Annotated in this window: 25 protein-coding genes and 1 riboswitch; of the genes, 10 read left to right on the top strand and 15 right to left on the bottom strand. The window is 46.0% G+C overall.

Annotated features, from left to right (window positions below):
* Positions 1–7: 7 nt before the first annotated feature.
* Positions 8–1852: a phosphomethylpyrimidine synthase ThiC gene (thiC, locus tag MKY35_RS03735; protein ID WP_342445630.1), complete on the bottom strand. Its 1845-nt coding sequence runs from the start codon at positions 1850–1852 to the stop codon at positions 8–10.
* 187 nt (positions 1853–2039) lie between these two features.
* A riboswitch (TPP riboswitch) is annotated at positions 2040–2152 on the bottom strand.
* A 155-nt stretch (positions 2153–2307) separates the two neighbouring features.
* Positions 2308–3051 (bottom strand): IclR family transcriptional regulator, encoded by a 744-nt coding sequence (locus MKY35_RS03730; protein ID WP_342445629.1) that lies wholly within the window; start codon positions 3049–3051, stop codon positions 2308–2310.
* Between the two features lie 299 nt (positions 3052–3350).
* Here MKY35_RS03730 and MKY35_RS03725 point away from each other — a divergent pair, with 299 nt between their 5' ends.
* Positions 3351–4388 carry an alpha/beta hydrolase gene (locus tag MKY35_RS03725; protein ID WP_307352489.1) on the top strand — a complete coding sequence of 346 codons (1038 nt, stop codon included), beginning with the start codon at positions 3351–3353 and terminating at the stop codon, positions 4386–4388.
* A gap of 256 nt (positions 4389–4644) precedes the next feature.
* Entirely contained in the window at positions 4645–6024 is a 1380-nt protein-coding gene (locus tag MKY35_RS03720; protein WP_342445628.1) for a Fe-Mn family superoxide dismutase, read from the top strand.
* A 204-nt stretch (positions 6025–6228) separates the two neighbouring features.
* Here MKY35_RS03720 and MKY35_RS03715 read toward each other — a convergent pair whose 3' ends face one another.
* The 7 genes from MKY35_RS03715 to MKY35_RS03685 all read right to left on the bottom strand — a co-directional run bounded on the left by MKY35_RS03715 (position 6229) and on the right by MKY35_RS03685 (position 11908).
* Positions 6229–7074, bottom strand: coding sequence for a lipoate--protein ligase family protein (locus tag MKY35_RS03715; protein WP_342445627.1), 846 nt, complete (start codon positions 7072–7074; stop codon positions 6229–6231).
* 174 nt (positions 7075–7248) lie between these two features.
* Positions 7249–7842, bottom strand: a complete 594-nt coding sequence (gene folE / locus MKY35_RS03710; protein WP_013308743.1) for a GTP cyclohydrolase I FolE — start codon at positions 7840–7842, stop codon at positions 7249–7251.
* A 54-nt stretch (positions 7843–7896) separates the two neighbouring features.
* A complete protein-coding gene (locus tag MKY35_RS03705) occupies positions 7897–8151 on the bottom strand; it encodes a YneF family protein (RefSeq protein WP_013308742.1) in 255 nt (84 codons plus the stop codon).
* 107 nt (positions 8152–8258) lie between these two features.
* A complete protein-coding gene (gene queG, locus MKY35_RS03700; RefSeq protein ID WP_342445626.1) occupies positions 8259–10007 on the bottom strand; it encodes a tRNA epoxyqueuosine(34) reductase QueG in 1749 nt (582 codons plus the stop codon).
* A gap of 95 nt (positions 10008–10102) precedes the next feature.
* Positions 10103–10540 (bottom strand): ribonuclease HI, encoded by a 438-nt coding sequence (gene rnhA / locus MKY35_RS03695; protein WP_023986996.1) that lies wholly within the window; start codon positions 10538–10540, stop codon positions 10103–10105.
* Positions 10541–10578: 38 nt separating this feature from the next.
* Positions 10579–11163 (bottom strand): signal peptidase I, encoded by a 585-nt coding sequence (gene lepB, locus MKY35_RS03690; RefSeq protein ID WP_029515784.1) that lies wholly within the window; start codon positions 11161–11163, stop codon positions 10579–10581.
* A gap of 319 nt (positions 11164–11482) precedes the next feature.
* On the bottom strand, positions 11483–11908 hold the full coding sequence (locus tag MKY35_RS03685) for a GNAT family N-acetyltransferase (RefSeq protein WP_039270647.1): 426 nt from the start codon (positions 11906–11908) through the stop codon (positions 11483–11485).
* A 521-nt stretch (positions 11909–12429) separates the two neighbouring features.
* Between MKY35_RS03685 and MKY35_RS03680 the strand changes: the two genes are divergently transcribed.
* Positions 12430–13044: a superoxide dismutase gene (locus MKY35_RS03680; RefSeq protein ID WP_039270645.1), complete on the top strand. Its 615-nt coding sequence runs from the start codon at positions 12430–12432 to the stop codon at positions 13042–13044.
* A gap of 134 nt (positions 13045–13178) precedes the next feature.
* Positions 13179–13670, top strand: a complete 492-nt coding sequence (locus MKY35_RS03675; protein WP_342445625.1) for a DinB family protein — start codon at positions 13179–13181, stop codon at positions 13668–13670.
* 179 nt (positions 13671–13849) lie between these two features.
* Here MKY35_RS03675 and MKY35_RS03670 read toward each other — a convergent pair whose 3' ends face one another.
* Both MKY35_RS03670 and MKY35_RS03665 read right to left on the bottom strand, forming a co-directional pair.
* On the bottom strand, positions 13850–15283 hold the full coding sequence (locus MKY35_RS03670; RefSeq protein WP_342445624.1) for a PTS transporter subunit EIIC: 1434 nt from the start codon (positions 15281–15283) through the stop codon (positions 13850–13852).
* Positions 15284–15307: 24 nt separating this feature from the next.
* A complete protein-coding gene (locus MKY35_RS03665) occupies positions 15308–17500 on the bottom strand; it encodes an alpha-galactosidase (RefSeq protein ID WP_342445623.1) in 2193 nt (730 codons plus the stop codon).
* A gap of 174 nt (positions 17501–17674) precedes the next feature.
* Between MKY35_RS03665 and MKY35_RS03660 the strand changes: the two genes are divergently transcribed.
* Positions 17675–18496 carry an AraC family transcriptional regulator gene (locus MKY35_RS03660; protein ID WP_342445622.1) on the top strand — a complete coding sequence of 274 codons (822 nt, stop codon included), beginning with the start codon at positions 17675–17677 and terminating at the stop codon, positions 18494–18496.
* Positions 18497–18781: 285 nt separating this feature from the next.
* On the opposite strand, the gene MKY35_RS03655 is transcribed toward MKY35_RS03660, so the two are convergent.
* The gene (locus tag MKY35_RS03655; protein ID WP_318627575.1) at positions 18782–19726 is read right to left on the bottom strand and encodes an MBL fold metallo-hydrolase; all 945 of its coding nucleotides are present in this window, start codon (positions 19724–19726) and stop codon (positions 18782–18784) included.
* Positions 19727–19956: 230 nt separating this feature from the next.
* Between MKY35_RS03655 and MKY35_RS03650 the strand changes: the two genes are divergently transcribed.
* Positions 19957–20364, top strand: a complete 408-nt coding sequence (locus MKY35_RS03650; protein ID WP_318627576.1) for a MerR family transcriptional regulator — start codon at positions 19957–19959, stop codon at positions 20362–20364.
* A 451-nt stretch (positions 20365–20815) separates the two neighbouring features.
* Here MKY35_RS03650 and MKY35_RS03645 read toward each other — a convergent pair whose 3' ends face one another.
* The gene (locus MKY35_RS03645; protein WP_342445621.1) at positions 20816–21703 is read right to left on the bottom strand and encodes an NAD(P)H-binding protein; all 888 of its coding nucleotides are present in this window, start codon (positions 21701–21703) and stop codon (positions 20816–20818) included.
* A 228-nt stretch (positions 21704–21931) separates the two neighbouring features.
* On the opposite strand from MKY35_RS03645, the gene MKY35_RS03640 reads away from it, so the two are divergent.
* The 4 genes from MKY35_RS03640 to MKY35_RS03625 all read left to right on the top strand — a co-directional run bounded on the left by MKY35_RS03640 (position 21932) and on the right by MKY35_RS03625 (position 24773).
* Positions 21932–22573, top strand: a complete 642-nt coding sequence (locus MKY35_RS03640) for a TetR/AcrR family transcriptional regulator (RefSeq protein WP_029515793.1) — start codon at positions 21932–21934, stop codon at positions 22571–22573.
* Positions 22574–22877: 304 nt separating this feature from the next.
* Positions 22878–23276, top strand: a complete 399-nt coding sequence (locus MKY35_RS03635; protein WP_342445620.1) for an HAD-IA family hydrolase — start codon at positions 22878–22880, stop codon at positions 23274–23276.
* A gap of 240 nt (positions 23277–23516) precedes the next feature.
* Positions 23517–24263 (top strand): SDR family oxidoreductase, encoded by a 747-nt coding sequence (locus MKY35_RS03630; RefSeq protein WP_058711000.1) that lies wholly within the window; start codon positions 23517–23519, stop codon positions 24261–24263.
* Positions 24264–24425: 162 nt separating this feature from the next.
* A complete protein-coding gene (locus tag MKY35_RS03625) occupies positions 24426–24773 on the top strand; it encodes a winged helix-turn-helix transcriptional regulator (RefSeq protein WP_019685981.1) in 348 nt (115 codons plus the stop codon).
* 409 nt (positions 24774–25182) lie between these two features.
* Here the strand turns inward: MKY35_RS03625 and mutY are convergent, their stop codons facing one another.
* Positions 25183–26415: an A/G-specific adenine glycosylase gene (mutY, locus tag MKY35_RS03620; protein WP_342445619.1), complete on the bottom strand. Its 1233-nt coding sequence runs from the start codon at positions 26413–26415 to the stop codon at positions 25183–25185.
* Positions 26416–26419: 4 nt separating this feature from the next.
* Positions 26420–26824 carry a holo-ACP synthase gene (gene acpS, locus MKY35_RS03615; RefSeq protein WP_029515799.1) on the bottom strand — a complete coding sequence of 135 codons (405 nt, stop codon included), beginning with the start codon at positions 26822–26824 and terminating at the stop codon, positions 26420–26422.
* Positions 26825–26974 lie beyond the last annotated feature (150 nt).

Raw genomic sequence — 26974 nt, 5'->3', positions numbered from 1 at the left:
ATTCGTTTTACTGACCGCCATCCCGATACTGCTCTGCCTTCTCACGCATCCCAGCGGCTACTGCTTCTTCGGTGTTCAGCCCCTTATCCGCTGCATAGGCGCGAATGTCCTGTGTGATGCGCATACTACAAAATTTGGGGCCGCACATCGAGCAAAAATGTGCTTCCTTGGCTCCCTCTGCCGGTAGCGTTTCATCATGGTAGGACAAGGCCCGCTCGGGATCAAGCGACAGATTGAACTGATCCCGCCAGCGGAACTCAAAGCGTGCCTTGGACAAAGCATCATCCCGCTGCTGCGCCCGTGGATGACCTTTCGCCAGATCGGCAGCATGTGCCGCAATTTTGTAGGTAATGACACCCTCGCGGACATCATCCTTATTCGGCAGACCCAAATGCTCCTTAGGCGTAACATAGCACAGCATGGACGTCCCGAACCAACCGATCATCGCCGCCCCGATGGCTGAGGTAATATGATCATATCCGGGGGCAATATCCGTCGTGAGCGGTCCCAAGGTATAGAAAGGAGCTTCCTTACAAATCTCCATTTGCAAATCCACATTTTCTTTGATTTTATGCATAGGGACATGTCCCGGCCCTTCAATCATGACCTGAACATCATGCTTCCATGCGATTTGCGTTAGCTCGCCCAACGTTTCCAGCTCTGCAAACTGTGCTTCATCATTCGCATCATAGATACTACCTGGACGTAGACCATCCCCGAGAGAAAAGGCCACATCATAGGCTTTCATAATTTCGCAGATTTCTTCAAAATGTGTATACAAAAAATTCTCCTGATGGTGCGCAAGGCACCAGGCTGCCATGATCGACCCGCCACGGGACACAATTCCCGTCATTCTATTCGCGGTCATCGGTATATACCGCAGTAATACACCCGCATGAATTGTAAAATAGTCCACTCCCTGCTCCGCCTGCTCAATCAGCGTATCGCGATACAACTCCCACGTCAGCGCTTCTGCTTCGCCGTTCACCTTTTCAAGTGCCTGATACAGCGGCACAGTCCCAATCGGTACAGGAGAATTCCGAATAATCCATTCACGTGTGGTATGGATATTACGGCCTGTGGACAGGTCCATAACTGTATCCGAACCCCAACGCACAGCCCAGGTCATTTTCTCCACTTCCTCCTCGATCGAGGAGGTAACCGCAGAATTACCAATGTTCGCATTGATCTTCACGTGAAAATGACGCCCAATGACCATCGGCTCACTTTCCGGGTGATTGATATTCGAAGGCAAAATGGCTCGTCCAGCAGCCAACTCCTGCCGTACAAACTCAGGCTCCACCCCTTCGCGGATGGCCGCAAATTCCATTTCGGGCGTAATGATCCCTTGTCGTGCATAATGCATTTGTGTCACTGTACGCCCTTGCGTAGCACGAAGCGGACGGTTGGTCACGCCGGGAAATTCCACCGTCTCCCGTTTGGAACCAGGTTTCAGTCCATTATCCTCCGGCTGGACGGCGCGTCCCTCGTAAGCCTCCACATCGCCCCGTTCCAGTGCCCAAGCTCGCCGTAGTGGAGGCAGACCCTGACGGATATCGACCTGATAGGCTTCGTCAGTCATGGGACCGCTTGTATCGTACACACGCAATGGCTCATGATGCTCTGTACCCTGTGGCGTATGTGTAGGATGGAGAGCAATTTCGCGCTCTGGCACGGCAATATCCGGCCGCGAGCCTTGAATATATACCTTACGGCTCCCTGGAAAGGGCGTTACCCCACTTGATTGCTTCCCGTTTGTTCTCTCTACCTCAACTTCCCTTGTTCCTGCCAACCTTACTTCTGCTGATTTCAATTCTGTTCCTTTTGTTCCTTCTACTTCTGTCGGCTTCATTGTCCATTCCTCCCGTTTCGATGAAATGACACACCGATCCGGAACCATTCCCAGGGTGGCACTGATCTATGCAAAAAAGCCGGTTCCCCAGGGAACCGGCTAATCTAACGAGGCAGCTATCCAAACCGTGCACATGTGGAATAATCCTATTCCAATGCGTCACCGTAGACAGCAGCTGCGTATACATTTCAATGGCCGATTACTTCCCTACGCTGGTATGATCCAGATCAGGTGCAAAGGGTCCGGAATCTTACACGATTCCATCTCAGCCCGGCATTACAGGCTCCCCCAGTAACTGCAATACTTCTATTCACATGAGGCGGACATAGCAGACATCTCGCCATCCTTATCAGACTACTTCAAATTTATGGCTTTGGCAACCCTTCTAGGTTCCATTTAGCAAGAAGACGCTCCTCATCAAATCACTTTGCTTGCTTCAACTGCATTCATTCTTGTTACGGAAGCATAAGCCCCATTTCCTTCGCCGCTTCGATCAAAATCGGAGCAAAGTCATGTAGCGTCTCGGGTGCAAGCCGACTGACCGGACCGGATACAGATAAAGCCGCAGTGACCTGTCCCTTCCGGTTCACAATTGGTGCTGCCACAGCAGCGGCTCCTGGCTCCCGTTCTTCATAGCTGGTCGCATAGCCCTTCTCGCGAATGTCCTGCAGCTGGGCTTTATAGACCTCCGCATCTACCGAGGGCGGCCATTCATTCCCGCTTAGCAGGGCTTTCAGCTCCTGCGCCGGCATAAAGGCAGCCAGCACCTTACTGGAGGCTCCTACAGCCAGCGGCATACGCGCACCCACAGGCGCAACCCTGCGGATCGCCTGATTGCTCTGCACGGCTTGTATGCGAATACGCATGCTGCCGTCCCGTAAGTACAAGCTGACCGTTTCGCCCAGACGGTCACGCAGTCCTTCCATTGCAGGCTGTAACAACACCGCCGGCTCGTCACTTTGGGACAAATGTGTGGATAGCTCCCAAATTCGGAAGCCAAGTCGATATTTTTCCGTTTCGGCATTCCGAACGACAAAGCCCCGATCCTCCAACGTAGTCAGCAGCCGATGAACCGTGCTTTTATGTAGACCAATTTTGGAGGCAATCTCCGTTAGGCCAAGATCCGAATCTGCGGTAAAACACAACAATATATCAAGTGCACGCTCTACAGCGCGAACGGTTAATTTACGGTCTTCCATTCGTGAACCGCTCCTCTTGTATCCATATTCGTTTCACACTATGAAACATGGTTACATAAATTATATAGAATAGTCGCGGCTACTGTAAACCGATGTTTTTGTGACAACCATATTACAGAACGAGAACAAACATCGACAATTCTTTGCATCATTTTTACTTTTCCGGTTCAGGCGTTGACTTTGGATAACCCCCATCATACGATAATAGGTATCTATACGGATATACACTATCATTTTCAAGTGGAATTATACCTAAATTCTATGAAACGAAGATCAATTTTATATAAGGAGGCTCTTACATGATTTCTACATCCCAGCGCAACTCTCAGCTACAGACCGCTGTCCAGGAGCCGTCCACCCCACTCTTTAATCCCCGTCTGCTGCGGTTCAAGCACGTTGTGATTGCTCTGCTGCTATCGGTCGTCTTTTTTCTGCTGTTTTGTTTTATTGCCTTGCATGCTTACATCGCATGGGTACTTACGAATCCTACCGTCGCGCCGCTGTACTCTAATCCGATGCAGGCCAAAAACATGCCTTATGAGGAAGTCAGCTTTCCTGCCAAGGATGGTAGCCGCATAGTACAAGGCTGGTATATCCCGGCGGATCAATCGCGGAAAACGATTATTTTCAGCCATGGTTATGGAGCTAACCGCGAAGAAAGCTGGATTCCCATGTATGATCTGGCGCATTATGCCCACAGTTTGAACTTTAATGTGGTCATGTTCGATTATGGATTCGCGTCACAAAACAGCAAAGCAGTCGCAACCGGAGGCAAAGCGGAATCCCAGCAGCTTCTCGGAGCGATCCAGCTTGCGAAGCAACGCGGCTCGTCGGAGATTATCGTATGGGGCTTCTCCATGGGGGCAGGAACCGCTCTTCAGGCGGGCTTGCAAACCAAGGATGTGGACGCAATGATTTTGGACAGCACTTTCCTGTTGGAGCCGGATACGCTGTACCATAACATTCACAATCAAATTAACCTGCCAAGACATCCCTCTTTGGAAATTCTGGAGTTGCTGTTTCCAGTCTTGAACGGCACCAGCTTGCATCAGATTCCATATCAGGAGGTTAAAAAGGAAAACTATCCGTTCCCGATCATGTTTGTGCATGGTACACAGGATGAAAAGGCTCCTTATCCTATTGCGGAAAAGCTCGCTGCCAATCAAACCAACCCACTTTCCAGTGTATGGATTGTCAAAAACGGGATACATGAGCTTATTTTCAGAGAGCATCCCCGTGAATATCTACGGCGGGTATCGACGTTTCTAAGCAGTGTACAGGAGCTGGAGGACAAGAAAACGATCGCTGATGCCCACAAACAAACGACTACGAAGTAAAGAATTATTTTTCAAAAAAACTGTATTTAATTCTTCACCTTGAAGAAGCCTGCCTACGGACACTAACCCGCTCCGTAGCTGGGCTTCTTTTTCGTTTACCATGGTATTCTTGTTCTACGTAACAGATGTGACCAGATTAAGCGAGTTCATAGACATATTCCCGATAGGACAGCGAATATACTGGGTACGTATGCATCCAGGGCAGATCTGCCAGATCCGCCGGATAGCCATAGTGGGATACGGGAGGTATAAAACGATGCTGAGTACTTATGGGTCTTTCCTGCCCTTACGTGTGCTGGAGGAAATTCGGCATTGGAAGCAGCAGGAAAGTTGGCATGTGGAAGTGATTAAATCCGCTACCGAGGGACTGGAGCCTACTTATGTACGGCTGCTGGATGATTGGCGGACTGTATTCGAACAGACGGAACGCACCGCCATAGAGTTGCTTGAAGAGCAACGGAGCGCACTTGATCCGGCAGATCAAGCGTGGCATCAGGAATGGAAACAGCTGTCGGCTGCCCCACAAGCACATACACACGAATTCACTGAACCTTCAAAACAGTCAAGGGGATTAGACGGATCATCATCTGTAAAGATGCCATCGTCAGAGTCTGCCTCAAACTCTCAGCTTGACTCACAAGAATTAAATCGTCGATTGGACGATTTGCTGCAAACCGCAAACCGTCAGTCACAGGAGTATGTACGGCAGCTCGGTCTGCTGAGCGAGCACAGTCATGCATTGCGTCAGCAGCCAAAATCCGCTGGAGTTGTATTACACGCGGCACATGAAAGCCAATATTTCCTGATCTCGACAACCCCCTTTCAAGAACCTGGCTCCATCGCAAGGGCTGCTGGGTTGTATCATGTAGCGACAGAGGGTGAGAATTACCCAGAGGAAGCGTTTCGAGAACGGCAGGCAGGCATAAGGGGAGAAGGCACATGGACGACTAAAGGCGTCAAATCCAGCCAGGCTCAACCTTCGGCAACTGAAAAAACCTCAATCGGCCGGTCGGTTCCTATTGGAGGACATCGACTCCCACCGCTCCCTTACCCCTATAATGCGCTTGAACCGTATATTGATGAAAAAACGATGCGCATTCACCATGACAAGCATCATTTGAGCTATGTGAATGACCTGAATAAAGCGGAAAAGAAGCTGGAAGAAGCCCGAAAAACAGGTAATTTTGATCTCGTAAAACATTGGGAACGCGAACTGGCATTCAACGGCGCAGGCCATTATCTGCATACTCTTTTTTGGACGATCATGAGTCCTCAAGGCGGTGGCAACCCAAGCGGGCCACTGGCTGAACAGATTAAAAAGGATTTTGGCAGTTACGATGCATTCAAAAAGCAATTCAGTTCGGCAGCCGAAAAGGTCGAGGGTGGCGGCTGGGCTATCCTGGTATGGAGTCCGCGCGCGGGACGACTTGAAATTTTGCAGGCCGAAAAGCACCAGAATCTGACTCAATGGGAGTCCATTCCGCTGCTGGCGATAGATGTGTGGGAACACGCATATTACTTAAAGCATCAGGCCGAACGCAACAAATACATTGAGGATTGGTGGCATGTCGTTAACTGGCCTGAAGTGGAAGCACGCTACGATCAAGCCTCCAAGCTAAGATGGCAACCCTTCTAGAGGTTGTTCAAAAAGTCGTCTTTCCATAACGAAGCTACTCAAGAAGCGGATTCGACGTCGAATCTTGAATTCAGCCGGGCCTTCCGTTGCTCACGTAGATCTGTCTACGCTCCGCTACTCAGTCCCTAGCTTCATCCAACTTTCTCGGTCCTGAAAAGCCGACTTTTTGAACACGCACTAATAGGCTTCTAAGCTAAAGACAAACTACACCTGCAAATCATATCGCTCTCTGAGCGCTGCCATTTGTTCGGTCCATCCTTCCGGTTGTACCAGCCAGCTATCGGCAGGTAAAATGGCTGTCTGGCTCTCGACGACACGGCGCAGAGATGCCGTGTACGCCTCAACAGACGGCACTCCAGCCAGCTCTGCCAGGCTACCCATCGTTGCCGGATCCACCCGGGGGTAATCCTGCTGCTGCACGCCTGCCGACGTATCTCCGGCTGCCTCTGTATAGAATTGCTGTACCGCCTGTGCACGCTCTGCACCGCTGCCCTCAATCATCACGAAGGCTGTGATGATATACGCCTTGGCTTGACGTCGCTGTGCAATGCCGCAAAACTTGCGGCCCCGGACGCTGACATCGTAATCCCCGGGACAGAAGGACCCGGGGATTTCTCCGGTCTGCGCCTCGCCAGACCACGGAACCAGCGCATCGGCAATTAGCGCTGCCATGAGCCGAAAATCCTCATGCAGGCTGATGGCCCGCTGTGGATTCGGCAGGATCAAGGACAGGTTCAGTACCCCCCTGTCCAGCATGACGGCTGCTCCACCTGAGGGGCGTACGCATACAGAAGTTCCCGTGCTGCGCACTCGCTCCATTGCCTGTGGGGCGTAGGGAAGCCTCCGGTCCCGGTGACCGATCACAAGCGCTGACGGATGCCGCCAAAGATGCAAAATGGGTGCAGCTCCTTTCCCTACTTGCCGACAGGCCAGCTCCTCCCAAGCCAGCGGAGACAAAACGTCCTCCTGAGTGGCCGCCAGTGGCGCTTCAAACCACTGCAACTCAGGCAAAGCTGTTGTTTTTTCTGTTGATCTATGTACATTATCCATACGTTATCCCCTATCTTAAAAATAACTGTTATCCATAGGCTAATTGTAATTTTTAAGGCAGCTATGCTGTTTTCTCCATCGTCCACCTATCCTGATGTTAACAAAAAAAGGTGGCTACGCCTATGCGTAAACCACCCTTTTTTTGTTCATCACATAGACGTACGCGATGTTCGATCAATCCTTGAGTAGCGACAGAAACTCTGCGCGCTGCGCTGCATCATCTCGAAACGTACCGCGTACCGCAGACGTTACTGTTTTGCTACCAGGCTTTTTGACACCTCTTGCACACATGCACAGGTGCTCGCCTTCTACGACTACCATAACCCCGTGAGCGGAGACCGCTTCATTTAAAATATCAGCAATCTGTGATGTAATACGCTCCTGGACCTGCAATCGGCGAGTCACCGCCTCTACCAGGCGTGCAAGCTTGCTCAATCCTACAATTTTGCCGCTGGGTACATAGCCGATATGCACTTTTCCGAAGAAAGGAGCCATATGGTGCTCACACTGGCTGTAATAGACGATGTCCTTTACGATCACAAGCTCCTCGTGATTCTCGTCAAATGTCACACCCAACGCATCCCGGGGATCAACCTCATAACCCGCAAATATTTCCTCATACATGCGCGCAACGCGTGCCGGTGTTTCCAACAACCCTTCACGCTTGGGGTCCTCACCGATCAGTTGTAAAATCTGCTCCACATGGTACTCGATTTTATCCCGGTTATCCGCAGCTTTGCGGTTAATATAATCTTTTACGCCAGCCACAGTAATCCTCCTCTATGCAGCAACCTCATGCGGCATCCGTACTCACGTTGCTCATTATTTCCGACGGCCCTGATTTTTACGCGGACCAGGCTGATTTTTGGAGAACTGTTGGTTCTTCATCATCTGCTGGGCTTTTTGCATTTGTTTCCCATTCAGGTTGTAACCCATCTGTTTAGCCATTTTTTGCAGCGTTTCAGGGTCGTTTTGCATCTTTTCAAGCTGTTTACGAAGATAATAAGCACCGATGAAAAATCCCCCAACCAAACCAGCAATCAGGGTAATAATCGGAATGACAATATTCCACACCACGAAGTCGTCACCTCTGTATATTTATATGAAACATCTTGAATTACACACGAACCTATCATAGCAAAACATGGGACAGCTAGCAAATCACTTTTTGCAAACATATGTCCTTATTGTTTCTCCAAATCCAGCAGCTTCGTCTTAACTGGCAAGCCTCCAGCATAACCGACCAAACTTCCGTTAGCACCCGATACCCGGTGACATGGAAACAGAATGGGTAACGGATTTTTGTTATTGGCTCCACCCACAGCACGTACCGCCTTGGCTCGTCCGATCGATTCCGCAATATCTTTGTAGGACACACTTTGTCCGTATGGAATACTTTGCAGTGCACGCCATACCTGCTCTTGAAAAGGAGTGCCTCTCAAATCATAGGCTATACTGAATTCCCGTCGTTCTCCCGCAAAATATTCACGCAGTTGATCCGCGGCTTCGCGCAGCTTTTCCGGCTCATGCACATAGACGTATTCCCCAATCCATGTTCGGGCCCATTGCTGAAGCAGTGCTTCCTTCGCATGAAAAACGCCATAGTCTATTCGGCACAGCCCCCGATTCGTAGCGCACAGCGTTAACGTGCCCACAGGTGTCTCCATCTCATCATAATAAATGGTGGTTGGACTCTGTGAATCCCCGGCCGTTACTTCTGATTTTGATAATTCAGGTGCCTTTAGCTCTTCTGCCTGCTCTTGTTCCTCTAGTTTGGAATGCGCTTGCGCGATCATTTCGCGTACTTGCTCATGTTGTTCCTTCTCTGATGCTTGCTTGATCGCTGTCATAGCGTTTTCCCCTCCTATTCGACTCAAAGCCCACGCCGCCGTGCCTCTCAGCTCGGGACGCGGATCATCCAATAAAATCTCCGTTAATTTGGGCACCGCACTGATATCTTTGAAATTGCCCAGTCCAATGACTGCATTGCGTTGAATGGGCTTCTTCCCCCGCCAAGCCGCCGCACTTTGACCAAATCGGTCTTTGAATTCACGGTTGCTCAAATCCAATAACGGCAGCAGCAACGGCTTCACAATTTCAGGATCGGGTGTAAGCTCGGGATGGTGATCCCAGTTGAGCCCCCGATTTTTAGGGCATACCATTTGGCAGGTATCACATCCGTACAGCCGATTCCCTATCTTCCGCATAAACTCCTCATCCAGAAAGCCCTTCGTTTGCGTCAAAAAGGATACACACCGCTGGGCATTCAGCTGTCCAGGACCCACAAGCGCGCCCGTAGGACAGGCATCCAAGCATTTGGTACATTCGCCGCAACCCTCCGTTACCGGTTCATCTGGCTGGAAAGGAATGTTCGTCAATAGCTCACCTAGATAAATCCATGATCCCAGTGTCGGTGAAATCATCATCGTATTTTTGCCGCTAAAGCCAATCCCTGCCCGTTCCGCAACGGCTCGATCCGACAATTCTCCGGTATCCACCATGTTTTTCATAATGGCATCAGGCACCCGCTCGCTTATAAAAGCCTCAAGCTTTTCCATCGCTTCGCGTAGTACCAGATGATAATCTTTTCCCCAGGCTGAACGCGCCAAAATACCACGGTACTTTCCCTTGTCCGACTTCGGCGGGTCCTTCATTTTGGAAGGGTACGCCACCGCAATTGCAATCAGAGATGCAGGCTGTGAGCCATACAGCTCCGGGTAGATCCGCTTATCAATATCTGGCTCCTCAAAGCCGGATTCATAGCCTTTCGCACGATGCTCTTCCAATATAGCTTTCAGAGACAGAAAGGGGTCGGCGGATGCGAACCCGATGGAGTCGATACCCAGCCCTGGAGCTGCCTCAATAATTTCCTGCTTGAGCGAAGCCCAAGTCGAAGCGGTTCCGGCAGCCGCCTGAGTCAATCCGCGTTGCATCCGATACTCACCTCTCTTCCACTTTTTATCATTACAGATATGAGGATTTGCAAAATTCTCATATCTCAAATTTCAACAGAAAATAGCAGCAGATGCTACCGTAAATTTTTAACAGCACTGGTCGCCAGAAAATCACAGCGATTATTCAGTTCGTTGTCACTGTGCCCCTTAACCTTCACATATTCAACCTCATGCTTACCCATCAGTTCCCACAGCTCTTCCCATAATTCCTTATTCTCCACTGGCTGATTCTTACTGTTGCGCCAGCCATTACGAAGCCAGTTCTTAATCCAGCCCTGTTTGAAGCAATTGACGACATAGGCAGAGTCACTGTGTACTTTCACATGGCAAGGCTCCTTGAGGAGCTTTAGTGCTTCAATCACGGACTTAATCTCCATACGGTTGTTTGTCGTCATTTTCTCGGCACCTGACAGCTCCTTACGATGCTCCCCATACAGCAAAACGATCCCCCAGCCCCCAGGACCCGGATTTCCCGAACAAGCACCGTCGGTATATACCATCACTTCTTTCATCATCCTCTTCCTTTCCTTGATTTCAGACTTTAGTTGCTCTATAGCCATTTCCACTCAGATATCGGCCAAAATATAAATTCTGCACGTCCCAGTAAATCTTGAGATTTAATGCTGCCAAAATAGCGGCTATCCTTGCTTGCTGCAGTATGGCGATTATCTCCCATGACAAAAAAGTGCCCCGGCTCCACCGTAAAAGGACCATAATCACCATCCTCCACGTCAGAGTTGGTGTAAGGTTCATTTAGCAGTTCACCGTTCACATACAAATGATTATGTTCAACTCGGATTACATCTCCGGGAATACCTATGACTCTTTTCACTAAAAATCTTGGGCTCGACAGCTTGGAATCGGGATCTTTTAAAATCACAATGTCCCCCCTGCCCGGATCATGAAAATTATAAACCAGCTTGTTAACGAACAAATGCTGGCTTTCCATTAGCGTCGGCTGCATCGAATGTCCTCTAACCGTGGACAAGTTAAATACAAACAGGTTCAGAAGCAGCAAGACGACCATAGCGATCAGAAGAGTGACTAACCAATCGCGTATGTAACCAGAGCGACCTGCTTGTTTGGACGTTTCCGGCGAGGGAGGCGGGCCTGACGAAGGAGCCAAAGCGTCCATAATTAAACCTCCTCAACCCTGTTATATATGCTGAATCGATAAAATGTTAACGGAGCAGACGGAATGGTGCTGGACAAGCGTAAGCGTTCGCCTTTGCCCCCAAATTTCTACCACTATACTTTTTAATTCAAGAAATCTGGGGGCAACAGCGATGGGAAGCACCATCCATCTGCGTAGTGGCGCAACATGTACTTTTCAGCACAGCATATATATAAATAGAAAAGCATATCCCGTACCCGATTGCAACGGTTACTCAGATATGCTCTAAATGTAAATATTATACTTAATGTTATTCAATTCTCTTTATTTCGATTCCCGATTAATGAGGCGCCAAAATACTCAGCTTCTGAAAAGCCTGTAAAATCTGGCTTGCTCCATAGCCCATCGCTTCGTACAAAGGCATGGCCACACTGTTATGCTTGTCCCCTGCTACCCAAATACGGCTAACCTTACGTTGCTGAAAACGCTGCTCCATGGACTCCACAAGCGATTTGCCGATTCCCATCCGACGACGATCCGGGTGAATAGCGATACGATAGTAACAACCATCATTCTGATCGATCGTGCCGATCAAAGCACCCACGATCTCTCCCTCTTCTTCTGCAACGATGATCAAACCGGAATCCCACGAAAGCTGACGGGCAAACGCTCTCACCGTCTCTTTGTAGCACTCCTCTGACAAGGCAATTTGCATGAGTTCCGTTACTGAGTTCACATCACTTAATTGAAAGGAACGAACGTGCATAAGTAATATCTCCCTTTTCGTAAGCATAATAAAAAAATTGAGACAGCACCGTCATTTTTACATAAATCCTTAAATTTCTTATCATGGTGTTAATCACAAGGCATTATGATAAAAATGCATACGATCTGCTATATATGAAATGAAGAACAGGAAAAGGGTGTATGCCCTCAAGTTCGTCATGTCATAGACATGACAGCTTATAGCAGACGACAAAAAAGCCGAAATTTCTGCTTCCTTGACCATTAAACCATACTTTTTGACGGAATACATCCCTTTTTCTCATGTAAGCGCTGTATATAAAGCGTTTACATTTTAATGTTCACAATTTACCTCTTATTGCCTATATATTGTGTATTTCAAGCGGGTTTTTGGACATGCTAGCTACCAGGCCGTATTGCCCAGTTTGCTATTTTACAAACAAAAATGTTGAAAAAATAGGCCGAATGCGGTTTAATATAACTGTCGAGGGTATTATTACATAGGAACACTTACCCAACCATATAACCAGGAGGGATTTTACTATGGCATTTCAATTACCAGAACTTCCTTACGCAAAAGACGCATTGGAACCGCACATTGATGCACAGACAATGGAAATTCACCATGATCGTCACCATAACACATATGTTACGAACTTGAACGCAGCTCTGGAGAGCGCTCCCGAACTGCAAAGCAAAAGCCTGGAGGATCTGATCTCTAATCTGGACAGCGTTCCTGAAAGCATCCGCACTGCGGTTCGCAATAACGGTGGTGGACATCACAACCACAGCCTGTTCTGGGAAGTTATCGGTCCTAACGGCGGCGGACAGCCAACAGGTGCAATTGCTGAAGCAATCAACAATGAACTGGGCGGCTATGACAAATTTAAAGAGGACTTTAGTAAAGCAGCTACAACTCGTTTTGGTAGCGGCTGGGCTTGGTTGGTTGTCGGCAAAGACGGCAAACTGGCGATCACTAGTACTCCAAACCAGGATAGCCCGCTGTTCGAAGGTCTGACTCCGGTACTTGGACTGGACGTTTGGGAGCATGCTTACTACCTGAAATATCAAAACAAACGCCCAGACTACATTTCAGCTTTCTACAATGTAATCAACTGGGATGAAGTCAACAAACGTTACGCGGCTGCAAAGAAATAAGCCAGTAGCAACATTCTTATCCTATAATAAAGGGCTGTCTCAAAAGTAGATTTTCTACGAATGAGACAGCCCTTTTGGCATTCCATGGTAAACTGGTGGAGATGATTCTCAAATATGGCTCTGGAGGTTGATGGATGCAGACTTTTTTTCGTTACAACTGGTTGATTCGGGAACAATGGTACCGCTGGTGTGAAGAGGTGTCGCAGGAGGAATTACTGAAACAACGCGTCGGCGGAGTCGGCGGCATTCTAAAGACACTCTTCCATATAGTTGACGTGGAGTGGAGCTGGATTCAAACGATTCAGGGCAAACCCGATTTTCAGGAGGACTTCTCTCTGTATGATACGCTCGACAAGGTCCGTGAGCTGGATGCGAAGTTTCGACTCGATGTCGAGCCGTTCGTGCTCGCCTGGCATGATGATCTGGAACGGAAAAGGTTTGAAGCTCACCTCCCGGATGGTAGAATTGTAATTGATGCCTGGGGCGAGGTGATGCGTCATGTCATTGCTCACCAAATCCACCATTTTGGGCAGTTGTCCATATGGTCTCGGGAGCTCGGCAAGGCTCCGGTTTCGGCCAATGTAATCGGCAAAGGGCTGATTGAAAGCGATGGTGGCATCGATTAGCTTTAACGAATGTACATGCATACTTATGTAAACTTAAGGCCATCTCGGTCGTTTATAACGACGGAGGATGGCCCTTTTACTTTTTCATCTATGCTCTCTTGTCCATTCCACAAATATTCTCTTCCTTTAACCGTTTTCATAAAAGCTTAATTTTTTCAACCTGCTAATGTTCTTTTGGTTCAGGCTCGTGACCTCTTGCTCTTGATAGCACCATAAGCCAAGGTAAATAATGATCCACATAACAGGGCAATAAGATGAGCGACAAGATAATTGATATGGCCGTGATTATCTGACGCTGCAATTGCAAAGCCCGGAAGAGCCGTGGTTCCGAATCCTATGGCTGTCAGTTTACTTAAATATACATACGCTCCCGCAACCATTCCTCCGAGGCATCCAGCAACTAAGGGGAACTTATACTTTAATGTGACCCCGAAGATCGCTGGTTCCGAGATTCCAAAAAGTACAGACCCGAATGCAGAATAACCCATTTCTTTAACTTTAGTGTCTTTGCGATTCAAAAGAATATATCCCAATACAGCGCCCCCTTGAGCCATCAAAGCTACTGATGCCAATGGGTTGATAAAATTTCTGCCTGTATCGGTTAACAGCTGCGCTTCTACCGCACCCATAACATGATGTAAGCCTGTAATAACAATGATCTGCTGAATGCCTGCAAAAAACATAAAACCGAATATTCCAAGATTTTGCGTCATCCAAAGCAGCGAAACGGTGACCAGACTGGCCAACTCTCGTCCAAGAGGGCCGATAATCGTGAACAATAGCAGGGAAGAAACAAAGACCGTCAGCAAAGGAGCCAAAAATAGTTTAATCATGTCTGGAACCTTTTTGTTGAAAAACTGATCCAACTTGGCTACCACATATCCCATCATTAGAGCAATTATAATACCACCCTGAAATCCAACCAACTGTACGGGAAGGCCAAAAAGACTGATCGATTCCGGATTTTGACTCCCTTTAGCTACCTCAAAAGCATCCGCCAAGGCTGGATGAAGCATAATCGCACCCAGCACAAGCCCCAGAATAGGACGACCGCCATATCTCTTGGTTGCAGAATAAACAACAAGCAGCGGCAGGATGGTGAAAATACCCGTGGAAACGATTTGAACAAAGCGATTAATCCCTTGAAAAATTGGATACATCTCCACAATTGATTTAGGACCAAATAACCCCTTCTGTCCTAATAGTCCGGTTATCCCCATTAACAATGCGGCGGCGAGAATTCCTGGCATGATCTCAATGAAGACATCTGACAGCGACTTAATGGCTTTTTGAAAAGGATTTTGCTTTTGTGCGGACTTCGTTTTGACATCACTTAATGACATATCTTCCGTTCCGGTCAGTTTGGAGAACACGGCATAGATATTATTGACCAACCCTGCTCCAAAAATGATCTGCAGTTGATCCCCCGCTATGAAAACACCTTTAACCAGATCAATATCTTCAATCTTTTTTAATTCCGCTTTTTCATTGTCCTCAAGTACAATTCTTAATCTTGTGGCACAATGGGCCACACCGATAATGTTCTCTTCACCACCGATATATTTTAAAATTTCTTGAGAAATGTGCTTATACCGCTTTTCTTTTGCTTCCATCTAGTAAACCCTCCTCTAGCTGAATCAGATCTCTTCTTTAACAAATCTCCAGAACATGCCTAAAAAGTCCTGCTTCACCCTGGCAAGCGTTATGCCAACATGCATTAATTCATCACCGCCGAACAGCTCACCGGTTTCTACATTTCTATAAACGTAGTCTGGATTCAAACCTTTGAATTTTAACGTTTTAATCGCGGCAGCGGGTTGGGATAAAACCTTGAAATAGCTGGCCGCCATTTCCGTTTGATCCTCTGACACAAAGCTCCATGCGGCTTCATTTTCATCAAACGGATTAATCATTCTGTAAAAATTTCCAAACTGAATGAGCGATCTCATTTCTTTATATAGAGCTATCTGTTTTTTCACCACTTCTTTTTCTTCAACGGTTAATGTCGTCAAATCCAGCTCATATCCTAAATTCCCGGCCATGGCGACATAACCTCTTGTCTCCAAGGGAGTTATTCTACCTACTTGATGGTTGGGTACTGTGGAAACGTGTGCCCCCATGGTAATTGGCGGGTAGACAAGACTTGTTCCCCATTGAATTTTCAGTCGGCAAATGGCATCCGTGTTATCACTCGTCCAGGTCTGAGGCATGTAATAGAGCATGCCGGCATCAAAACGGCCTCCTCCACTAGAACAGCTCTCGAATAAGACATTGGGGAACTTTGATGTAAGCTCTTCCATAATATTATAGAGTCCCAGGATATAACGATGCGCAGTCTCCCTTTGTCTCTCAGGTGGCAAGGCTGCCGAACCTACATCCGTCATGTGACGATTCATGTCCCATTTTACATAAGTAATTGGAACATCCGATAAAATATCGGAAACCGATTTAATAACGTACTCACACACTTCCTTCCTCGATAAATCCAACATAAGCTGATTTCTTCCCAACGTATACGGACGATCAGGGACATGGATACACCAATCGGGATGCTTTCTGTATAAGTCGCTGTCTATGGATACCATTTCAGGTTCAAACCACAAACCAAACTCCATACCCAGATTTCGAATGCGGTTTGCAAGATCCGGCAATCCATCTGGAAGTTTGCGACGATCCACCACCCAATCGCCTAATGAAGTATTGTCATCATCTCGTTTTCCAAACCACCCATCATCCAATACAAACAGCTCCACTCCCACACTTTGAGCTTCCTTCGCCAACTGCTCAATCTTGTTGGCATCAAAGTTAAAGTAGGTAGCTTCCCAGTTATTAATCAGGATCGGCCGCTCCTTGTCACGAAAAGGCCCACGGCATAATCTGTTCCTGTATAAATCATGATAAATTCTCGACATACCGCCCAAGCCATTTTCGGTGTATACCATGACCACTTCTGGCGTTTGGAACGATTCCTCCGGTTCAAGCAGCCATGTAAAATCAAATGGATTAATCCCCATCGTGACTCTTGTGTTCCGATAGGAGTCTACCTGAGTCTGGGCCGTAAAGTTCCCGCTATACACCAGATTAAAGGCGTACACTTCACCCTGTTCTTCATCTGTACCTTTTCTTACAAGTGCCATAAAGGGTGCCTGTTGAGGGCTGCTAGCTCCACGGCAGCTGTCTACCATTTGAATTCCGGGTAAAATTTTTCGCCTTGCTATATTTTTCTCATTATTATGCGCACCGTACATGGTAATGAGTTCGTATTCATCATCACGGAAATCCACACTAGCACTTAACGCTCTAAGCAGTTTTAGCTGTTGCCGACCTTCATTCTCAAAACGGACTGAACGGGTAATGACATCCCGCTTTTGATATAGGCTATAGCATAGTACAACCTTTACATCAATTAATGGGTCTTCAAGGACGATTTCCAGTGTTGCTACTTCGCCATCATCCTCTGCATACGTAGAAGGAAGCCCTTTCAATTTTGGTTTGCCTTGGAAAACCCGATGTTCTTTATACCGGAAATCGGTCACGGTAGAACCATTCTCCAATTGAATCTGATACGCAGGAATCCTGAAATCACTATTCCCAAATGACGGATATTCTTGCGGGATGGTATCCAGTGAAAAGGCTCGATCCTCGCCATCGGGATTGGGCGAAAATCCTCTATCCATAAAGATGATTTTATTGCTCCCCCGATAGTTCTGAATTTTCTTTCCCCAATACAGATGGGATAAATAACCACCTCGTATAACCTGCATGACATAACTTGTATTGCTGCCTTGTAAATGGAATAAAAGCTTCTCTTTATCGATGTATATAGCCATAGCAACCCCCTTATAGCGCTAATAGTACGATTTCCCAAAATTATAAATTATGTTGTTTGCTAATCGTTTACATTCTAATAATAATTGAATAGTTTTAATAATTATATGGAATAATGTAGACTCTATATGAAACAGTGTGATAATATGCAGAGATGAATTAAGGGGTGAAACCAAATGAGTTCGCATTTTTCCAATCATTCCTATAACAATCTGGATCTCAATCTATACACATGTGGCAAAGAGAGCTGTACCAGCAAACACTCTTATGGTCCAGCCATTCGAAGCGGGTATATGGTGCATTTTATTTTAAAAGGAAAAGGGATCTTTAAAGTCAACGATAAAATCTATCATTTGGAGAAAAACGATGCTTTCTTTATTGAACCGAAGGTTTTAATTTACTACGAAGCGGATGAGCTCGACCCATGGGAATATGCCTGGATTGGTTTTAATGGGGTGCAAGCAAAAGAATATCTAAGCCGGACCTGTATCCATAGGGACAATCCCATTTTCCGGTTTGAAGCGGAGGGCAGCCTTGCCCGCTGTATGGAGAGCATCGTGGTTTCTTCTACGCTGAAATCCAACAAGGACCTGTTGCTTGCATCCAAGCTGTATGAATTTCTGTATCTGATGTTTGAACTTTACCCTAATCAGGAAGTCAACCCTGAGGTAAGACAGCAGCGGTATATTAAAGAAGCGCTTCTCTTCATTCAACAAAACTATTCACACTTCATTACCGTAAGTGATATTGCCAAGTACATTTCAATTGACCGTTCGTATTTGCATCGTTTATTTAAACAGCAACTAAATAAGTCACCGCAGGAATTTTTATTACATTTGAGGATGGAAAAATCGTGCTCCCTATTAAGAAATACTTCCCTTAAAATCGGAGATATTGCTCGGTCTGTAGGGTATAAAGATGTACTCCTATTCTCCAAGATGTTCAAAACGGTCAACAAGGTAACTCCATCCGAATACCGAAAAAATCACCAAAAATAACATCTTCGCTCGCAAGTAAGTTAGGCATATTCCTCCCAGAAAACAGAAAAATAGCGGCAGCATGGATCAACCTCATGTCCATACTGCCGCTATTGTCAAAAGAAAATAAAGTTCTAGACTGAAAAATAAAGTATTAGACTGACGTTGCTTCATTAAGCTAACGAGCAGGTTAACCTAACAAGTAGACTGCCAATTACGTTTGAAAATACCCAAACGTGCCGCCGGTTTGACATTCAGAACTGGCCTTTTGAATTTGGTGGAGTTAAAGGGAGTTCTAGTTGTGTCTCATCTATTATTTTGAACAAGCATTGTATTGAAGAGCCAGCGAAAATTCCATCTGAAATACTGAGCTAGATGCCAATCTTCATAACCATTTAGTACACCTTCATTTAACCAGTAAGACTCTGGTTTTCCGCTCGTCGCAGCTTCAGACACATAAGCGATCGTTTTTTCTAAAAAGCGAATGACATCTAGAATTTTATCTGGAGTGGACACATCTCCATGCCCGGGAATAACAGTATCTACCTTCAGATCTCTTTGAATGCGTTTTAGGATGCGTATCCAAGCGTATGGATTACCGTATGGCATGACCGGAATCGTCTTGTTGGTTATTAAATCACCAGCAATTAAGGTTCGTTCTTCAGGCACGTAAACAACGGCATCGCTTAAAGAATGGCCGCCTCCGTAAGATAAAACTTCGACAGTGCGTTTTGCGCCTTTTATAACTAGTTTATCGTCAAAAGTTATCGTGGGTATCACTCTACGAAGGGAAGGGATAGCATTATATAGAGCTCTCTGCACAGAAAGATCATAACCGATTTCGGTTAACATGTGCGGATTTTTTTCTTGTGAATGCACTTGATGCAGGCTATTTATTAACTTCTGAATGTTTTGTTGCATTAGATCAATATTCACTTTACCCATTTCAGATAGCAAATCTCTTGTCCAAACGGTAGATATAAAATCACTTTCCATGAATTCCTGATTGCCGTTGACATGATCTCCATGGAAATGAGTATTGATCACATATTTAATTGGTTTATTCGTTAATTGCTCTGCGGATTGACGTAACAAAGCACCAGAATGCGGTAGGTTGGTTGTGTCCACAACAACGGTCAAATCCCCAAGGTCAATAATTGCCGCATTCCCCAGAGAACCACTACCAGGTACCGAAATAGCACCCCAGATACCTTCCGCTGCTTGTTGAATCGTGAAATATTTGTTGTTCATTGTTTATACCTCCATCAAAATAAGTTTGACACCATTTCCTTTTATCTTTAGGATGTTTTTTGTTTTCATGTATATCAATAAGCAACTTTAGCTTACAAGTTAGAGTCAACTAGAAATCAAGCACAAACTTTGAAATGAAGTTAGAGGTGCAAATATCGACTTCAAATTGACTTAAAGATGTATAATAGTTTTAAATTTTGGTTTAGAAAAAAGGAGTGACATATAAAACAATGCTTACTATAAGCCAAGTATCAGAAAGAACGGGGTTAACTCCTTATACGATTCGCTATTATGAAAAAATTGGAGTGCTACAGGAACCAAATCGAAGAAATGGAAGGACACGTATTTATACCGAAAGTGAGGTTTCATATATACAATGTTTAATTAGATTAAAAAAATTGGGATTGTCGCTTGAGGAGATCACGGAATTTACTCGTGACGGATGTGTACTGGATAAAATTCAACAAGGGGAAGAACTTGCTAATTTTACTCCTGCCTTACACATACGGATAGAAATTCTTGAGAAGCATCTGATGGAACTGGAATCCAAGCGACAGGAACTTGAGCGCATGATTTCCCTTGCCAACGAGAAGATAGCCCTGTACCAAAAACTTATGAAAGACGATATAGTAATGTAGGAAACTTGGTTCATCACCAGCATATACGATGGCAACAGAATTGATTGAACTAACGGGAAACGATAGCTCAATAAATTGGCTTTTACCACGCCTTATTTAATGCCAAAGAGAGCCTATCCCTTTATTAATTGGAAATGATTTAACCTCCAAATCAAAGTGATGGGCTTATTTTCTTTCTCCTAAGCACTACACTACATTAGACTGACGCTATTTCATTAAGCTAACGAGCAGATTAGTTTAAAGTCAATCGATATGAACCTTATCACAGGTAAGGTTATTTTTTTGTGCGCATTCATCAATAAAGAACAAAGCTCGCTGTCACTTCAGCGAGCTTTGTTCTTTATATGTCAAAACCAAGTCATAGTAAACCCTATTCGAGGTCTCAAGTTATCGAAAGAAATAGCGCACTTAGGCGCGTTCTCACCCGCAGGTTAAACAGTATTCTCGCTGTTTAAACAGATTTAATATACACATCTGCAAAAACTTTTGCAAAGTCTTCGACCTTGACTTTACCGAGGTGGTAGTCGGTGGCACGAAGGCTGGCGTAGAATTCGTCGGCGTTCTCGCAGGCGCGGTTCATTTGGGCAAAGGCATTGGCAGTGTTTTCGTGGAAGCCGATTTTTTTCATATTCTCAGCAAGAGCTTCAACGGGGATTTGTTGGTATTTGGCCTCGATACCATTCTCAGCAAGGGCATTGAGCCAGTCGTTACCTGTGGCCCAGTCACTAACAATGAACTTCGCACTTTTACCCGATGGGGTGTGAGAAATCAGGGCGTAAGCGACGTCCGCGATATCAACGGGGCTGACCCAGCCTTGTGGGATGTCAACTGAAATTGGGCTGAAGATGGTCTGCTGGGTTTTTAGGCTTTGCATGTCGGCAAAAAGATTGCTGTAAAAGCCGACAGGGCGGATGTGGACAACGTTCACGTCTTCAAGCGAGTTTAGCGCTTCTTCTGCAAAATGATAGCTGTAGAGAATGCCGGCGTTTGGGTTGTCGGCGCCGACTGAGCTGAGGTTGACGACGTTTTTTACACCTGATTTTAGCACAGCGGCCTTATAATTTTCAGAAAGATCAATGGCGGTCTGCCACATGTCGGTGCCAGAGGCATAATTGATACCTGATATCATGAGGTAGACGACGTCGCTACCTGCAAAAGCCTGCGCGAGGAATTCGACATCGAGGTTTGAGCCGACCGCTGGTTTGGCACCGAGCGCTTTGATGTCGGCGATACGATCTTTGGAGCTTGTGATGACGGTAACATCGTGGCCGTCTGCGATTAGGGATGGGAGGTAGTTGCGGTTAATATTGCCGAGTGAGCCGAGAACTGTGATTTTCATTGTGTAATCTCCTTTTTTAATGTGATTTCGAGAAATGGATATCGCTTATTGGGACCGTTATCCCTTCCTTGATTGGATATTCATTACAAGAGAGATTATACATCGGATAAATAAACTAAGTAAACTAATTTAATAAAATTAGTTAATTTAATAATCTTTTTAAATATTGTTTATTGATACCTCTATTTTGATATAATATGATTTGACGAGGTAGAGGAGGCTTCAATCGTGAGAAAACCCATGAGCGCAGATCAATATCTTAATAAAATCAAACCTGTAATTAGAAGAACCAGATTCAGCCAACTGAAAATTGACGATATCGCAAAACATATGGATATTAGTAAAGTGACGCTTTACAAGCATTTTTCATCCAAAGATGAAATCATCGAACAGGTTGTAGAGTATGGAATTCAGTACTTGCAGCAGGCTGACACCGTTGTATATGATGATTCCGTTTCATATATTGATCGCTTTCAAAAAACGTTTCTGGAATCGTTAATAGGTGTTATTTATTTATCCGATTTGTTCCTGCAAGACCTTAAGGAGTTTTATCCACGACTTTTTGAAAATATTTCCGTTGCTCAACAAAATAGAATTAAAAATTTACAATCTTTTTTTCAATCCGGTATGGATAAAAAGATTTTTAACAGAATGCACGTTGCGCTGTCCTTAGTTCAAGACGATGCTACGCTTCGGCGCATTATGGAACCGACCTTTAGTATTCAATGGTATGATCTCACCTTGAAACAAGCCGTTATGGAATTTTATAAGATGAAACAGTATCAAGTGATTAGTCCTGAGTATCTGGATACTGTTGACGATTCCGTTATCGAAAAAGAAATCATTCGTATTTTACAAACCATTTCGTGAACGCGTTCGTTTCTCCCGACTTGCTCTTATTGATGCTGTCGTCCGTTATCTGAGTAATCGTTGTAAAGTTTGTAGCTTATAACGCTAAGAAGGCCCTCCGTGTAGATGACCATTAAACTTGCCGGTTAGAGACAGCGCGGTGAACCGTATCACAGTAAGTCATTATGCTAACGGAAAACGATAGCTCATAAAAGACAAGAAGGCAGCCGATCATAGTGATCGGCTGCCTTTGTTTAACTAACGGGCAGGATAGTTCAAATACGTGGTATCATGTGGTGAGTAATTAATGGAGCCCTCTTTTACAATGTTGAGAATGGGGGAAATCGTGGTCGGCTTGGAATGGGAAGGTTTGTATAGAGAATTGTTGGGAGATGGAAACCAATTGCTTATGGAAGGCGCAATGGATGTCTGTCATCGCTTATCAAAGACCCATCGAATGTTCGTAATCACGAATGGTATCACTCACACGCAAATCAAACGCTTGAAGCAGTCTGGGCTATATAAGTTTTTCGAGGATATCTTTGATTCGCAAAGCATTGGTTATCAAAAACCGAAGGAAGAATTTTTCAATTACGTCATAAGTCATATTTCAGAATTTAATAGAAAGGATGCGCTTGTCATTGGAGATTCATTAAATACGGATATCAAAGGTGGTCTCAGTCGGGCATTGACACCTGTTGGGTCAACAGAACCGGACAAATAAGTCCGGCAGAAATTAAAAGCACATATACAATCTCAAACTTAATGGAGCTCACTTCCATCTGTTAGGCTGTAAAAACAAACGCTTGTGCCGCCTCAATTATCACTTTTTGGTGACTATATCACAAAAAAGTGGGTACTGTTTTTCTTGTAACTTTTCCCCCATACTATCGTTCATAGGAGATTCATGAAGCAGACAGAGCATCCTATACCATATAAATCATTATAAAAGGAGTGTAATAGAATGGGGAAATTTGACGGGAAGGTAGCAGTTGTAACCGGAGGTACAAGCGGCATCGGTCTCGCGTCGGCACAACAGTTCGTAAAAGAAGGGGCTTACGTTTTTATCACGGGACGCAGACAACGTGAACTGGATGAAGCAGTAAAGCAGATCGGAAAGAATGTTACAGGTGTCCGAGGTGACATATCTAAATCGGAAGATCTAGATATATTATTCGAAACAGTTAAGCGAGAAAAGGGACACTTGGACATTCTCTTTGCAAATGCCGGACTAGGGTCATTGCTTCCATTAGGAGAAATTACAGAAGCACAATACTACAAGACTTTCGATGTCAACGTGAAAGGAACCATCTTTACAGTACAAAAGGCATTAGCTTTGTTTCCAAATAAAAGAGGTTCGATTATTCTAACGGGATCCACTGCTGGCTCGACGGGGATGCCAGCGTTTAGTATCTATGGTGCATCCAAGGCAGCGATCAGACAGCTCGTCCGCAGCTGGATTCTTGATATGAGAGGGACCGAAATTCGTATAAACATCCTTAGTCCGGGAACAATCGTAACGCCGGCGTACGATGAGTTATTTGGCTCTGAACTAGATCATTTCCTGGAACAGGCAAAAAATGATATTCCGCTCGGCAGAGTGGGGCAGGTTGAAGAGATCTCCAATGCTGTCATGTTCCTAGCCTCTAATGAAAGCAGCTATATGAACGGCGTTGAATTATTCGTAGATGGCGGAGTAGCTCAAGTTTAACCAGAACATAATAATTTTCAAACGACAAAGATTTTTAAATCAACTTAAATGCTAAATTGTATTATCCCCTCCATGTAACGTTCAATTTTTCCTTCAGTGATCCTTGAAGGATCAAGCGATACATGAAGGGGATATTCTTAGATCGGGAGATGGTGCATTGATATGAAAACATTTTTCTGTGAACTGGAAGTTACACTAGAGGTTATCGGAGGAAAGTGGAAGGGGCTTGTTCTGTACTATTTAATAAAAGGACCTAAACGGACGGGAGAGCTTAAGCGACTCGTTCATAATATATCGCAAAAGATGCTGATTCAAACTCTTCGGGAACTGGAAACAGACGGATTAATTCGCAGAAAGATGTACAATCAGGTACCGCCTAAGGTGGAATATTCAACGACGGAACTGGGTCAATCACTTGAACCCATTTTGAGATCGCTTTGTGATTGGGGGGGGAATTACGCAGAGCAATCCTTCGCTCCGGGCGAGATTGAGATTTTGTATCTGGATTAACTGTCGGGGGACAAGAGCATAGTCCCATTTGAAGTCGCTATTTTAGCGGCTTTTTTGTTTTATCGTTTTACGTTGATGTTTTCGAGTGATGAGCAATATTCTAGTACAGGTTACTTCGTAATTAACAAGGTGCACTACAAAACTAAGGACACAAAACTTGTCTCAGAGATTAATAAGTACGTCTTGGATTATGGCAAAAGCATCATGCCCCAGCTGTTGCCAGGAGTCTGAGCAAACAGGTAAGCGGTTGAGGCTAATGACAATGAACCCATTACGCTAACTGGAAACGTTAGTTCAAGGGAAACAGCGACAGTCTAGGACTTTATTTTCTCGTCCTTAGTTGTCACTGTTTCCATTTTATAGGATAAGTTTAATACTTTGTCTTTTGCTGACAGTTATTTCATTAACATCAGTTCTCTTTTTGCTTCGCATAATACTCGGTGATCAGATCGAGGAACACCTTGGGAAACGCCAAGGTGGCCATATCGGCTTCGCTGATCCAGCGGTACCCCGCTGGCAGCGCATTATGCGCGTGCTCCGCCTGCTCAGCCAGCGCAATCAACGCACCCGGCTTCGCTCCGGTGCTGTAGCTGGCCCGCTGCTCGGCAGCCAGCGGGGGGCCTCCCGCCTCCCCGGCAGGGGCGGCGACCTCCTCACACTGGAACACACGCAGGTTCCAGTGAATGTGGCTGAACGTGTGCTCCGCCTCACGTACAAACCGCACCGGGCGCGCAAGCACGCCCTCTGCCAGCAAATGAGCCGCCAGGTGATCCATGGCTGGCTCATCTGGCACCGGACCGTTGTACCCCTCCGGTCCGGCAAGCTCATGCGGCAGCTCCCACATGCGGGCCAACAGGCCCTTGGCCGGGCGCTGGCGCACAAGCAGGCGGCCGGTGTTCGCTCCGCTGCCCTCGATGAGAGCAACGGAGCGCGGTTCCAGCCGCGGCGGCTTCGCCTTGGTCTTGACTGGCAGTGTCTCCTCGCGACCTGCCAGCCTGCCCGAGCAATGCTCCATGACCGGGCAGGTCAGACAATGAGGCGACTTCGGCGTGCAGACCAGTGCGCCCAGCTCCATTAGAGCCTGATTAAAATCAGAGGCTCTTCCTTCGGGAATCAGCTCCCGTACCAGACTTTCCATATGCGCCCGCGTGCTGCCCTTCATAATATCATCTTCAATGAGAAAATAACGCGACAGCACACGCATCACATTCCCGTCCACAGCAGGCTCTGGTCGATTGAAGGCGATACTCATAATCGCCCCCGTCGTATACGGGCCTACTCCTTTCAGTGCAGCAACAGCTTGTGTATCATCCGGCACCTGTCCGCCGTGAAGCTCAACTACTTGTTTTGCCGCAGTTTGCAAATTCCGGGCCCGCGAATAATAGCCCAGTCCTTCCCATAGCTTAAGCACATCCTCCTCGGGTGCTTCCGCCAGCGCTTCAATCGTAGGAAAACGTGCAATAAAGCGATTAAAATACGGAATGACCGTATCGACACGCGTCTGCTGAAGCATAATTTCCGAGATCCAGATATAAAAAGGATTCCGATGACGTCGCCACGGTAAATCGCGTTTGTTACGTGTATACCAATTCAACAGTTCAAAGCTGAAATAACGCTTTTGTTCCAATGTATTTGTAGTCATCACATCACGTCTCCTTATATTCGACAATCACAAAAGCAGAGGCAATGTTAGGCTGATGTGTAATACTCAAGTGAATGCTGTAATTTGAGTCACCTGTATTCGGCAATCTCAGTCGATCCCACGCGGATGAAGACAAATAAACTACTGGCTTCCCCCCAGGTTCCGGTAAAATATCCATATCGCCAAACCCGATGATTTGCCCAATTCCGCAACCGAAGGCTTTGGTTATCGCTTCCTTGGCAGCAAAGCGCCCTGCTACGAACTCCGTTAGTCTACCCTTGCGTTCCACAGCAAGCTCACGTTCTGCCGGGGTCAGCACCCGATTCAAAAACGCATCTGCATATTTACCTGCCAAAATATGAGCCATACGGCTTATTTCCAGCACATCATGTCCAATTCCATAGATCATTTGGGTATTCCCCGTCCTTTTTACTTTACTGGATCTATTGTAACAGTGCGTCCACACCCTGGCGAGTCACAAAGGCGTAAAAACAGCACCAAAATATGTTAAAATAAGAAAGGCTATAGGTGAATGTTTGAAATTCAGCTGATATGCCCA

This window comes from Paenibacillus sp. FSL L8-0638, assembly GCF_038593075.1.
GTDB classification, from domain to species: Bacteria; Bacillota; Bacilli; order Paenibacillales; family Paenibacillaceae; genus Paenibacillus; species Paenibacillus polymyxa_D.
Note: the sequence above shows the minus strand (reverse complement) of the source record. Positions and strands in the feature narration are given on the sequence as shown.

Excerpts from the sequence above, each read along its gene's own strand:
- MKY35_RS03660 (WP_342445622.1), top strand. The coding sequence starts at position 17,675 with ATGAGTTCGCATTTTTCCAATCATTCCTATAACAATCTGGATCTCAAT.
- rnhA (WP_023986996.1), bottom strand. The coding sequence starts at position 10,540 with ATGAAAGAAGTGATGGTATATACCGACGGTGCTTGTTCGGGAAATCCG.
- MKY35_RS03685 (WP_039270647.1), bottom strand. The coding sequence starts at position 11,908 with ATGCACGTTCGTTCCTTTCAATTAAGTGATGTGAACTCAGTAACGGAA.
- MKY35_RS03635 (WP_342445620.1), top strand. The coding sequence starts at position 22,878 with ATGTTGAGAATGGGGGAAATCGTGGTCGGCTTGGAATGGGAAGGTTTG.
- MKY35_RS03680 (WP_039270645.1), top strand. The coding sequence starts at position 12,430 with ATGGCATTTCAATTACCAGAACTTCCTTACGCAAAAGACGCATTGGAA.
- MKY35_RS03730 (WP_342445629.1), bottom strand. The coding sequence starts at position 3,051 with ATGGAAGACCGTAAATTAACCGTTCGCGCTGTAGAGCGTGCACTTGAT.
- queG (WP_342445626.1), bottom strand. The coding sequence starts at position 10,007 with ATGCAACGCGGATTGACTCAGGCGGCTGCCGGAACCGCTTCGACTTGG.
- mutY (WP_342445619.1), bottom strand. The coding sequence starts at position 26,415 with ATGACTACAAATACATTGGAACAAAAGCGTTATTTCAGCTTTGAACTG.
- MKY35_RS03665 (WP_342445623.1), bottom strand. The coding sequence starts at position 17,500 with ATGGCTATATACATCGATAAAGAGAAGCTTTTATTCCATTTACAAGGC.
- MKY35_RS03670 (WP_342445624.1), bottom strand. The coding sequence starts at position 15,283 with ATGGAAGCAAAAGAAAAGCGGTATAAGCACATTTCTCAAGAAATTTTA.
- MKY35_RS03725 (WP_307352489.1), top strand. The coding sequence starts at position 3,351 with ATGATTTCTACATCCCAGCGCAACTCTCAGCTACAGACCGCTGTCCAG.
- thiC (WP_342445630.1), bottom strand. The coding sequence starts at position 1,852 with ATGAAGCCGACAGAAGTAGAAGGAACAAAAGGAACAGAATTGAAATCA.
- MKY35_RS03655 (WP_318627575.1), bottom strand. The coding sequence starts at position 19,726 with ATGAACAACAAATATTTCACGATTCAACAAGCAGCGGAAGGTATCTGG.
- MKY35_RS03720 (WP_342445628.1), top strand. The coding sequence starts at position 4,645 with ATGCTGAGTACTTATGGGTCTTTCCTGCCCTTACGTGTGCTGGAGGAA.
- MKY35_RS03675 (WP_342445625.1), top strand. The coding sequence starts at position 13,179 with ATGCAGACTTTTTTTCGTTACAACTGGTTGATTCGGGAACAATGGTAC.
- acpS (WP_029515799.1), bottom strand. The coding sequence starts at position 26,824 with ATGATCTATGGAATTGGACATGATGTGCTGGAAATAAGCCGTATGGCT.
- MKY35_RS03645 (WP_342445621.1), bottom strand. The coding sequence starts at position 21,703 with ATGAAAATCACAGTTCTCGGCTCACTCGGCAATATTAACCGCAACTAC.
- lepB (WP_029515784.1), bottom strand. The coding sequence starts at position 11,163 with ATGGACGCTTTGGCTCCTTCGTCAGGCCCGCCTCCCTCGCCGGAAACG.
- MKY35_RS03715 (WP_342445627.1), bottom strand. The coding sequence starts at position 7,074 with ATGGATAATGTACATAGATCAACAGAAAAAACAACAGCTTTGCCTGAG.
- MKY35_RS03630 (WP_058711000.1), top strand. The coding sequence starts at position 23,517 with ATGGGGAAATTTGACGGGAAGGTAGCAGTTGTAACCGGAGGTACAAGC.
- MKY35_RS03650 (WP_318627576.1), top strand. The coding sequence starts at position 19,957 with ATGCTTACTATAAGCCAAGTATCAGAAAGAACGGGGTTAACTCCTTAT.
- MKY35_RS03625 (WP_019685981.1), top strand. The coding sequence starts at position 24,426 with ATGAAAACATTTTTCTGTGAACTGGAAGTTACACTAGAGGTTATCGGA.